This is a genomic window from Oleiphilus sp. HI0067, assembly GCF_001635735.1.
The window spans coordinates 1-10,906 of sequence record NZ_LWFI01000434.1; the positions used below are offsets into that span (position 1 = coordinate 1).

9 protein-coding genes are annotated in these 10,906 nt (G+C 44.6%); 3 read left to right on the plus strand and 6 right to left on the minus strand.

Annotation, left to right across the window (positions count from 1 at the left end):
* From A3739_RS29390 to A3739_RS05030, 3 genes are all read left to right on the plus strand, one after another.
* Positions 1-487, plus strand: a 487-nt coding sequence (locus tag A3739_RS29390) for a hypothetical protein (protein WP_197472067.1), incomplete at its 5' end; no start/stop codon positions are given.
* A 10-nt stretch (positions 488-497) separates the two neighbouring features.
* Positions 498-1,595 (plus strand): glycosyltransferase family 4 protein, encoded by a 1,098-nt coding sequence (locus A3739_RS05025; protein ID WP_068480773.1) that lies wholly within the window; start codon positions 498-500, stop codon positions 1,593-1,595.
* A gap of 7 nt (positions 1,596-1,602) precedes the next feature.
* Positions 1,603-2,037 (plus strand): PaaI family thioesterase, encoded by a 435-nt coding sequence (locus tag A3739_RS05030; protein WP_068500566.1) that lies wholly within the window; start codon positions 1,603-1,605, stop codon positions 2,035-2,037.
* Here A3739_RS05030 and A3739_RS05035 read toward each other — a convergent pair.
* The 6 genes from A3739_RS05035 to A3739_RS05060 all read right to left on the minus strand — a co-directional run bounded on the left by A3739_RS05035 (position 2,028) and on the right by A3739_RS05060 (position 10,706).
* Positions 2,028-2,753, minus strand: a complete 726-nt coding sequence (locus tag A3739_RS05035; protein ID WP_068480779.1) for a sulfite exporter TauE/SafE family protein — start codon at positions 2,751-2,753, stop codon at positions 2,028-2,030. The two genes, A3739_RS05030 and A3739_RS05035, sit on opposite strands and share 10 nt — an antisense overlap.
* 6 nt (positions 2,754-2,759) lie before the next feature.
* A complete protein-coding gene (locus tag A3739_RS05040) occupies positions 2,760-3,833 on the minus strand; it encodes a glycosyltransferase family 9 protein (RefSeq protein WP_068480782.1) in 1,074 nt (357 codons plus the stop codon).
* The gene (hldE, locus tag A3739_RS05045) at positions 3,823-5,289 is read right to left on the minus strand and encodes a bifunctional D-glycero-beta-D-manno-heptose-7-phosphate kinase/D-glycero-beta-D-manno-heptose 1-phosphate adenylyltransferase HldE (RefSeq protein ID WP_068480785.1); all 1,467 of its coding nucleotides are present in this window, start codon (positions 5,287-5,289) and stop codon (positions 3,823-3,825) included. Before hldE ends, A3739_RS05040 begins: the two co-directional genes overlap by 11 nt.
* 98 nt (positions 5,290-5,387) lie before the next feature.
* Positions 5,388-8,288 (minus strand): S8 family peptidase, encoded by a 2,901-nt coding sequence (locus A3739_RS05050; protein WP_068480788.1) that lies wholly within the window; start codon positions 8,286-8,288, stop codon positions 5,388-5,390.
* A 124-nt stretch (positions 8,289-8,412) separates the two neighbouring features.
* Positions 8,413-9,528: a hypothetical protein gene (locus tag A3739_RS05055; protein ID WP_068500569.1), complete on the minus strand. Its 1,116-nt coding sequence runs from the start codon at positions 9,526-9,528 to the stop codon at positions 8,413-8,415.
* A gap of 65 nt (positions 9,529-9,593) precedes the next feature.
* Positions 9,594-10,706, minus strand: a complete 1,113-nt coding sequence (locus A3739_RS05060; protein ID WP_068480794.1) for a hypothetical protein — start codon at positions 10,704-10,706, stop codon at positions 9,594-9,596.
* Positions 10,707-10,906 lie beyond the last annotated feature (200 nt).

Genomic DNA, 10,906 nt, shown 5'->3' on the forward strand with positions numbered 1-10,906 from the left:
CACTTATTCCTTGAATGCGGGTGGAGCCTCAAGTCAGGTAAAGATCTTGCTCAATGGAGGTGATAATGCGCCTGCAAGCACAAGCGATTGGGATGCGGCCTTGCTGTTAGGAGCCTCTGTACATGGTGTTTACGAAGAAGACCATCATCTAGGCTTAGCTTTTCAATTCACGCAGGCTGATGGTGATAACTTATATTCATTCCGTCCGTTGGACTATAAATATCAGGTAGTCGACGACATTTATATCAAGAGTTTTTTTGGTTTTGCTCGCTATGACCAGACTACGCCTGCACATGGTTATATTCTTGGTTTGGGATTGGAGTGGATGTTTCTTTCAGATGTAAGTTTCAGTACTGAATTTGCCTATGGCGATAAGGTGGCGCGTGATCGAGTTCTGGCGAGTGATCCTCCATCTTTGCAGTCATCGTCTCCAGAGATTTTTTACGATATATATATCGGAAGCTTTTATTTGTCTTGGTACTTTTAGTGTACGGTCTATGAAAGTAGCTATTATTCAAAAAGACTTAAAAAATCTAAGATCAGGTGTATCTAGGCTTGTTCGGTCAGAGCTAGAGGCTTTAGATCGGGCTGGAATTCAAAGTATTGTCGTTTCGGAAAAAGTGAATCCCGTTGTGCACGCCTCCACAATGGCGAGAGTGAAGAAAACAATTCGTTGGCCTCTAAAGGGATTTTTTAGGCGAGCTTTTTTTAAGTTTCAAGCAGGGCTTTGGATAAAAAATCTTAAACCAGATGTTAGTGTTGGTCACGGCGATATCGCTGATGTTGATATTTGTTTTATTCATAATTGCGTGCACTTGGAACACGAAGTTATCCAGGGGAAGGCTCTACCTGAGAGAAATGATGTGGGTAAATTGTATACTCAAGTTCTCAGTGCTAGTCAGTTTAAAACGATAGTGTGTAACTCAGAAATGATGAAGCAAGATCTTACAAATAGGTTTGCTCTTCAAGGAAAAAATATTGAAGTATTGTACCCAGGATGCGACCCCGATCATGTCTTGTCCTGTGATACGAACGTTCGAGATAATCTCAATATCGAAGAAGAAGCTTTCGTTATTGGATTGATCACGTCCGGAAATTTTAAAAAACGTAATGTCGATTTTTTTCTTGAATTTACTAAGTCTCTTCAGTTCGATCATCCCTTACACATTGTGGTTGCGGGAAATGGCAAACGCTCGGCTTATACGGAGTTGATAAACTCTCATCCTCATGCAGTTCATTTTTTACCATCAACAGATTGTGTCGCTAATTATTACAGTATGTTAGATGTATTCGTTCTTCCTGCTCATATTGAAGAGTTTGGTATGAGCGCATTAGAAGCAATGACATGTTCTAAGCCGGTTGTATTGCACAAAATGGTTGGTGCGAGTGAAATACTGGAGGGTGAATCTCTTCGCTTCTCACTGCCTAGCTTAAATAAAGATGTTTGGGTCTCATCTGTCCAAGACTTGTTAGATGATCAAGCGTTACGCAATAGAGTAGCTAGGCAAAATCAAGAAACTTCCCTCAAATACACTGCGAAAGAACAGAACAAAAAGTTTATTGCGCTAGTTCAAGCTGCTTACCAAGAGTCCTAATATCAACATGACAAAACAAGAACACTACGCCGCACTCTGCAACATGTATCGTGCAGCGCCAATCAATAGCTTTTACCCTCCTCGCATCGAGATCCAAGAGGGCAAATGTACGATCGAAATTGATCTCAAGCCTGAGTATTGTCATTCTGCTGGTGGCACGCATGGTTCGGTTTACTTTAAGATTTTAGACGATTCAGCATTCTTTGCGGCAAATTCATATGAAGATGAAGTGTTTGTGCTTACGACGTCTTTCACGACCTATATCACGCGTCCTGTTTCTGAGGGAATCATGCGTGCGGAAGGCAAGGTTGTGAACATGAATCGAACGCAGTTTATTGTTGAGTCCATAGCCTATGATTCAGAGAATCGAGAGATTGCACGAGGTAATGGTATCTTTGTAAGAGGAAAATTTCCTCTCGAGAAAGCATTAGGCTATTCATAAAGTAACGCGCCAATAAAAGCGATAAGTGCTGCGATCGAGCATAAGCTAAGCAGCAATGGTCTGAATCGATTGTTGTCATCGATGTATGGCCTCGCTTTTACCCCAAGTACGAAACCTAATAGGCATACCGGCAAAAAACTAAGACTTTCTATTAGTAGCTGCTGATTTAATACGCCGATATAGGCGTAGGAAATCATGCTGATTGTGCAGCTATAACCAAAATATATCGACAGGTTTGCGCGTATGTTTTGAGGCTTTCCGTGCTGCATGACTAAGGCCATAGGCGGTCCACCAATGGACGTCGTCGTTCCCATTATTCCACTGATAAATGCTGCAAGCCCCATTCGTCTTGGGGTGTAATCAAACTGCTTGCCATAGTAAGAAATGATTACCGCCGCAAAAACGCATCCGGCGACAAACAGTTGAAGGGCAAAAATATCGAGTTGAAGTAGTAACCATGCACCTAATATCGTACCGGGGATTCTTGTAATAAAAGGCAGCGCTAAGGCGCGATATTCGATGTATTCGCGCTGATTCCAGGTGTTGAGAACGCTCAAGAATAGCGCGCATAAGGTGAGTGCCACGGGAACCCATAAAGGGTTAAGGATGACAATAATAGGTGCGGCAATCACAGCCATTCCAAAGCCCAATGCAGTCTGAATCCAGCATCCGACAAATAAGCTCAGTGCAGCAAGCAGCCAAATCCACAAATCCATACTTGCTTAACCTTTAGCGCAAAGTAGGGCGTCGATTTTTTGTAAAACCATTTGAGTACTGATGTCTGCCATCAGATCAATGCCTTTAACTCTAAGGCCCCATTTTAGTTGGTCGGCGCCTTTTCCTTGTTGAAGCATCAATTGTTCGTGATATTGCTCTGCAACAAAATCTAGGCTGTTATATGGCCCTGTTCGCGCAGGATTGGAATGTGCATATAAACCAACACATGGTCGACCTGCTGCATTAGCCATATGCAAAGGTCCTGTGTCGGGTGCGAGAACAAACAAGGCTTTGCTTAATAATGCATAGAGTTGTTTTAATGACGTTTTTCCCACAAGGTCGATTACATCAACGCGAGTAAGCGCCATGATGTCTCGAGCTAGTTCGTAGTCGAGTTCTGAAGGGCCGCCGCACAGTATGGTTTTTATACCCTTGCGCTCAAGGCTATGAATCACCTCAGTATAACGATCAGGTAGCCAGCAGCGTTCTCGCTTGCTTGCAGCGGGGCAAATAATGGCGGTAGGTTGTGAGGGTAGAATATAGTTGTATGCGAATTGCTTATCTTCATCACTCACCGCGATATTCCAGCGAGGAGGGTAGCAATCCTCTTCCGAAGCTCCTAGGGTCATGGCGAAGCTTAAGAAACTATCTAGTACGTGTTGACGAGCATCCTTTGGGTTTAATCTAGGTATCCGCTCATTAACGACAAGCGAATGCCCTTCTTTGGCCCGTTTAAAGTCATACCCTATTTTTCGTTTTGCAGGAATCAGATGCGCTAAGCGGTTTGCACGCATTGCCACTTGCATTTGTAACAAAACATCAAACCGACGACCGCTAAGAGTTTGTTTTAAGTCCTTAATCGCAGTTGAACCGCGACGTTTATCGAAAACGATAAACTCAATGCCGGGCAGGTCATGAACGAGTTGATGCTCTAGCTTGCCGATAATCCACGTAATGTGGCTCGCAGGATATGCTCGCTGAACAGCCTGCACGGCTGCAACAGCGTTACAAACATCGCCTAGTGCAGAGAGCCTAAGAACGCAAACTGACTTTGGCGCGTCTTGCTGACTATTGGTCATCGTGTTGTTGGATTTTTTCGATGATGCGTGTGGTTGAGCAACCGTCTACAAAATCAATGACAGCAACCTGCCCGCCGTTTTTTTGGACGATATCTGCGCCTACGATCGTGTCGATGGTGTAATCACCACCTTTCGCCAATACATCCGGCATAACTGTTTCGATAAGGTAGAAAGGTGTGTCGTCGTATTGATCGCCTTTCACCTCTCCAAAAGGAAGGACCCAGTCGACGCTTGCGAGTCCGCCGATCACCGTAGCGCGTTCTTCATAACCATTCACGGGGCGTGTTTCACCTTTTAAGCGTTTAACGGATTCGTCTGAGTTTAATCCCAGTACAAGTCTATCGCCTAATGCTCGCGCTTTTTCTAAATAGCGTACATGCCCTGCATGAAGAATATCGAAGCAGCCGTTGGTGAATACAATTTTTTCGCCAGCAAGTTTGGCAAGCTCTATGTGACGCAATGTCTCTTCGTAAGTTTCGGTCTCGCGGGTTCCTCGATGTTCAAAGAACACACGATTTGCGATTTGGTAAAGCTCTTCAGGAGAAACTGTTTCGGCACCCAGTTTAGCCACGACGACTCCGGCTGCTAAATTCGCTATCTGCGCCGCATCTTCAAGAGGGGTGCCTGCCGCCATCATTAAGGCCAAGGTGCCGATGACTGTGTCGCCTGCACCGGTTACGTCAGCGACTTCAAGTACACGGGTTGGCATGTCATGTTTTGAGGAGGGTGTGATGACCGACATACCTTGCTCGCTGCGAGTCAGAAGGATGGCATCGAGATCGCATTTTGCCATCAGTGCTTTCGCTGAAGCGTGAATGCTCTCTTCGCTGTCGGTTTGACCTCCAGCAGCAATAAATTCTTTCAGGTTTGGCGTGATGACGTGTGCGCCACGGTAGACCGATAAATCTGAAGACTTTGGATCGACTAAGATTGTTTTGCCACGTTTGCGTGCTTCATGAATCATTTCTCCGACATAGCGTAAAGAGCCCTTGTTGTAGTCGGAAAAAATAACGAAATCATAGTTATCGATCTGAGCTATAAATTGTTCTTTCAAGGTTTGCGCATGCGCATCTGCAAAAAGCTCTTCGAAATCAAGACGCACCACTTGTTGATGGCGACTGATGACACGAAGCTTGGTGATTGTTGGCTGTTGATCTTGACGAATAAGTGCGGAGCTTACTTTGTCTGTTGCGAGCATGGCTTCAAGACGATCGGCGTTTTCATCATTGCCAATTAGCCCCATTAAACTAACTTGCCCGTTCAAATGCGCAATGTTGCGTGCCACGTTTGCCGCGCCGCCAATTCTGTCTTCAAGATTGTTGATTTTAACAACAGGAACCGGAGCTTCTGGAGAGATTCTTTGCGAGTCTCCTTGCCAGTAGCGATCAAGCATTACGTCGCCAACAACAAGAATATTCAGGTCAGAAAGGTGGTCTAAAACGGAAATATCAAACATTAAATGGTGCAGCCAAGCTATGCGTCAGAGGAATGAATTAACAACGCAATAGCTTAGCTTAAATGAGTAAAACCTTACAGCTTTGATGTTTGATCTATCTATTCTTCAATGTTTGCTGCTTTTGTTCTTGAAATAGCTGCATTCATTGAGTCGGCAGTTAAATTAACGTTATTCAGCAGGTGAACAGCAAATTCGATGTTATTGATATCTGTGTCCTGTATTGTTAGTTCTGTTGGGGCTGTGTGAGCTGGGTATGCCCCGCATATTTCAGCGAATTCACAAATAGTATAGTTACTATCAATATCACTTCCTCCTAACAGGTTGTAGTTACCTGGAGGCACATTCAGTAATTCAAATTGATAGACGCCATCGGTTACTTTTTCTGCCATGACTGTTTGTTCAACTAGACCAAATAACGAACTAAAAAGAACCACGTATACCGGAGGTGCATCGTCAACGGAGAGATTAAGCGGCTCGATAGATAATGTAACTGTGAGAGAAATAGATGAGCCCTTACTTTCAGTAAATATGATTTCAGCCTCGTATTGTCCTTCAGTTAAGCCCAAGGCATCTGCAGAAATTGCATAAGAACCGAAACCGTTTGAATCGGTATTTAAGTCAGATATGTACAACCAAGAACCGTCATTACCAGTAATGGAAATATCCGAAATGTTAGATTCGCTGCCTTGGTTGAACAATGAGACTTGTGAGAATAGCTGATAGCTTGTTAGCTCGATAGATGAGTTTGTTAATACTAATTTCGGTTTTAATGTTTTTTCTAGTTCTTTAACCAAGCTTTGCGCTGCTGTGACCGCTTTTCTAGCATCTATTTGGCCGGCGCCGAAATAAAACGCATCACCGTTGCCGTTGTTAAGGCCTTCGTTACTGGTGAGTTTTCCGTCTCTAAGTAGGATGTCGAAATCTGCAGGGCTTAGCTCAGGGTAAGCTGATTTCATGAGTGCAGCGACACCTGCTACATGTGGTGCTGCCATAGACGTGCCTTGTGAGTATTCATAACCAGAGCTGAGAATACCTGTATCAAAATCTTCATCGACAAACGTGCTTAATATCTTTGTGTTATTGCTCGTGCTGTCAGAATCGGAAGCTCCGCCAGGGGCGACTAGGTCTAACGTCGGTCCAAAGTTAGAATAGGATGCGAGCTTGTATTCTTGAGTAAAAGAATCGAATGGCTCGAGAGCTCCAACAGAGACGACGCCGTCATAGGATGCTGGGTACTCTGGTGTAGTAACGCCCTCATTTCTTTCTGTCGAGTAGTTATATTCACCATTACCTGCAGCAGCAATAATGATCACTCCTGCATTTCGTGCATAGTTGATATTGTCTTGAAATATTTGTGAGTATGGAGCACCGCCTATACTCATGTTTATGATATCGGCTCTTTGGTCGGGTAATTGTCCACTATCGTTAGATAATCCGGCAGCAAATCTTACGCTCTGAATAATGTCATACATAGCTCCGCCTCCTTTGCCTAAGGCGCGCATAGGCATTATTTTAGCGCCCCAAGAAACACCCGCTACTCCTGTATCGTTATTAGTATTAGCAGCTATTGTTCCTGCAACGTGGGTTCCATGCCATGACGAGCTCCCATCGTCATAAACTTGATCACCTGGGTCATTGGGGTCATCGTCCGGTCCATCTCCATCAAGTGAAGCCTCTTGATCAATAATGAAGTCGTAACCGGGTACGAATTTCCCGACAAGATCTTCGTGGCTAAGCCATACGCCAGTATCTATTACTGCAACAATCACGTCAGAAGAAAAACCTGTCTCAAGATCCCATGCTTGCTCTAGATTAATTTGAGGGTAGTGCCACTGTTTGTTGTAGGCTGAATCTATCGGGGTGGCAAAGTTAGTTACACGATAGTTAGGTTCTGCAAGCGCAATATCTGCACGTTGCTTTAACTCTTTTATTCGCTTCAAGGTTTGCCTTAATGCGTACGAGTTTGGCTGATACTGCTGTAAGAAATTATCTAATTGATCGGATGACTCAAATGAGGCAGTTCTAACTTGTTGTTCCTCGAAATTAAATTTGGCGAGCGCCGTTCGTGTGTAGTCAAAGTGATTAACACTTGATGCGATCGATGCTGCAGAAGTACGCGTGTTCAAGTTAACGCGTTGCTGCACGATTGCTTGATTAGGGATGATGTTTTCTGTTGCTCCAAAAATCCGGGAGCCACCAGAAGGGGCTGCAAAATTAAGAGTGTAACGTACCGCGCCTTCAACGGCCTCGACCACAACATAGTAAGTGCCGTTAGATGAGACGGTAACTAAATCTATTTGATCCTTTATATTGCTAGAACGGCCGACTAGCTGAAAGTTTTCATCATAAAGTTCAAGGTCTGCATCAGAAAGGCTGTCCTTGTAGCCTATTGATTTCAGACTAATTAATTGATCCTTTTCTAAACTAACTTTTAAAAAATCTATTCGATCAGGGAAGTTTGAGTAATTACCGTTGGGCGCGTCAAAAGAGCTGCGTGATACGAAGCCTTGAAAGGGTAAATCACTACTAATTTCTTGCGCTCTTTCAAAGAAATTATTGTTTGCTGTGTCGGTGTTTATGTCGTTAATATCAGCGTCAGTTTGAAAAGCGGTTTGTAGATAAATCGTGCCGCGTACAGAAGCAAGTTGCTCACAGCTAAGGCGTATGTCGAGAGGTGCTGAGCCGACAGTTGCTGGGCCGTTATTGAATAATTGACACTCGGTATCGAACGGGAAAGGTTCTTCAATGTTGACGACGAAGGTGTCGCCATCACTTACTAAATATTCAAATGCAAATTGCCCATCACGAGAGATGACCGTTTCTTCTGTTGGTGTGCCATTCACATAGAGGCTAAGAGCAACGTCTTCTCGTATTCCTTCTGAAGTCACCGTGATGCGTTGATCAGCGTCAGATCCGACGATGTTTGAGCTAGAAGAGCCGCCGCCACAAGCGGTCAAACCGAGAGAAAACAGAACGAATAGAAGAGTCTTTTTATCCATTTTTATACAACTTAACGGCCTTGTATCGCTTCGACTAAAAGCGAGAGATTTTTATTGTTACTTTGTGTTAACAGAGTAAATTTCTCATTTAGTGAAGTCAACGAATCGAGGCTGTTCCATGCGACTAAGGCTTAAGGCTGTCGACTGGTTCTTGTTGTTCGCGATAAGTTTGTCCAGAAAATTGGTCGAGTGTATAGCCGTAAGTGTAAATATTGGTTTTTGAAATAGGCATGCGAAGCATCGGTACACCGGCTTGTGCAAGTTCAACGCTGTAGATGTTGTAAGGGCCGGGTTCTCCAGCGTCACGGATCATCAAACCAAAATATTCTAAGGGTATCCAATGTCTGCCCGGCTTTAAGGTCTCAGAAAATTGGCTGCTACCAATCGGGTCATTGGTGTTGCTATAGAGTGCGGCTCGAACGTAGTAGCGCGCATTTTCTTCAACGTTTACTTCTAATTCGACTAATAAACTGCCTGTATCAGTAATTCGGTCGCGGTGCTCACCGGTCAGGCTGATGACGGGTGGAGAGATTACGAAACTCACCGATTCTGAGAGTTGGTCAATGTCACTCACGATAATGGCTTTGTATATCCCTGAAGGCCATAAGCTCGTTTGCTCCTCTGAAATAGTGAGGTAATACGTACCGTCTTGTTGGCGTGCCTGAAGATTTTCGATGAGAATGTTTTGCTGTTCACTAAAGTACACTTGCGCCATGATTTTGCTGCTCAAGCCTTGTAGCTCAACACTATCGATGCGTGAGAACAATGTCAGCGCTTGACCTTGATTGATGTATTTTTTATCGGTCCATGCAGTGATGGATGTGCGCATGTCTTCGCTTTCTGTCGTGCGTTGATGCGTTTCGTAAGTCATGGTCACTGGGTCGCGTTCCAATCGATCAACACGAACATTGCTGCTTGGGTAGCGTGTGAAGGAGGCATGGTCTTTTAAGACGGCTTGATGCAAAGCGGTTTTATTCTTGATGGCTCTTATTTGTTCAATACCTGAAATAGGGGTCACGGATATTTGATCTTGTTGAGAGCCTGTTACAGGTTTGAGGGTTAATGTCTGTACTTTTGCTGCTTGGCTTGTAGCAGGCTGATTGATAGGTGTGTGCTGTTCGGTAAAGGCTTTTTGAGGTTTGCTGTCGAGATCTGGGGTTTGTTGTGCATGATCAAAATACGCAAGCATTGCTAAAGCGATTAGAGGTGGGATGCTTAATAAAACGATGTTGCGTTGCATGGCTCGGTACTTCTTTGTAGATTGAAAAGGAGGGCATGGCCCTCCTTGTTATGGCGCTGTATTGATTACAAGCAAGAGTTGATTCGACCCGCCATACTGCGGCCATTTCCGCAGGTAATGCCGTCTTCGATATTTGTGTAATCAGGGTATTTGATCGCAGCGTTACGCTCAGCATCATGGTCAGTGTAAACACTTGCCATGTTGTAAGTACGCGGCGTGCCTTTGTTTGCATCGTTACAACGATACGTTGGGCTACCGTAACTAATACCGAAGATCTTTTTGTAGTCGTTCAGATCGCTTTCTACATAACGCTTACCAGAACCAGAACAGCTCATTTGAGATGCAAGGTTGATGTAGCCATCATCTTCACCCGTGATTAAGCCAGACGAAGCGCCTTCAAGGCCTGGGAAGCCCTTATAACCACCCATCACGTAGATTGGTGCGCCTAGGTTAGAACCGATGTAGCTCTTCACAGCATAAGAGTCGAATGTTTGTAACCACTCTACGCTAGCATTACAGTCTTGGCCTAGGAATGCGAAGTTGATAATACTATCAAGCCAGTTGCCATTACATACGCGGTCAGCACCTTCGGTTCCACCGATTGCTCCACCAAGTGTGAATATGCCTGCCAGACCTGACATCGCAGCGTCGAAATTTACAGACACACCACCTGAAGGTGTGTAGGCCGTGTTGTAGTTTGGAGAGCCCGCTAGTGCGTTGCCCGCAATGTACATCATTTCCGTTGCGCCTTGGCTGTGGCTAACTACCCAGAAAGTGTCATTGGCAGCACATTGTGTGTTCGCTTCAGGGTGAATGTAGCCATCGCCATTACCTTGGCGAATTGCAATGATTTGACGTGCAATTTCACCTGCCGCTTCATCGCGCCACCATTGATAGCCCGCTTCGTCTGTAGAGTTGTAGCCGACAATTGCGTAGTTATCTGTTGAACCAGCAATAAGCTCGGTGATCGCGCTGTTTCCAGCATACTCGCTAAAGTTGTAGTTGCTCCAATAATCTAAAGCAGGTTGGTTTGTGCCGCTTTTGAATGAGCCGTCTGTTCCATGGCCGTGAACCATGATGTAGCAGTTGTCAGCCGCTGCTTGGCTTGCGCCAAAAGCAAGTGCTGAACCGAAAAAGAGTCGTGCGAGAAACCCAGGTTTCTTGGTTTTAGTTTCCATAATCAGGCCTTTAGTTCGTCTATATTGTTTTTATTGTGCATCCTGCTTCGGCAATGTTTGCCGATTTACTGCCCAGTTGTTCCTAGGATGCGATTATTCAACGAGATGGCAATAAGTGCTATGACAGAAAAGGACAGATGCATGGCTCTAGAGGTCAAGATTTTTGATGTTGCTGAAGTTGGTATTCTTTTGGTGAGGCG

What these genes read in the sequence shown, in the direction of transcription:
- A3739_RS05025 (WP_068480773.1), top strand. Translation starts at nt 498, where the DNA reads ATGAAAGTAGCTATTATTCAAAAAGACTTAAAAAATCTAAGATCAGGT.
- A3739_RS05030 (WP_068500566.1), top strand. Translation starts at nt 1,603, where the DNA reads ATGACAAAACAAGAACACTACGCCGCACTCTGCAACATGTATCGTGCA.
- A3739_RS05050 (WP_068480788.1), bottom strand. Translation starts at nt 8,288, where the DNA reads ATGGATAAAAAGACTCTTCTATTCGTTCTGTTTTCTCTCGGTTTGACC.
- A3739_RS05040 (WP_068480782.1), bottom strand. Translation starts at nt 3,833, where the DNA reads ATGACCAATAGTCAGCAAGACGCGCCAAAGTCAGTTTGCGTTCTTAGG.
- A3739_RS05055 (WP_068500569.1), bottom strand. Translation starts at nt 9,528, where the DNA reads ATGCAACGCAACATCGTTTTATTAAGCATCCCACCTCTAATCGCTTTA.
- A3739_RS05060 (WP_068480794.1), bottom strand. Translation starts at nt 10,706, where the DNA reads ATGGAAACTAAAACCAAGAAACCTGGGTTTCTCGCACGACTCTTTTTC.
- A3739_RS05035 (WP_068480779.1), bottom strand. Translation starts at nt 2,753, where the DNA reads ATGGATTTGTGGATTTGGCTGCTTGCTGCACTGAGCTTATTTGTCGGA.
- hldE (WP_068480785.1), bottom strand. Translation starts at nt 5,289, where the DNA reads ATGTTTGATATTTCCGTTTTAGACCACCTTTCTGACCTGAATATTCTT.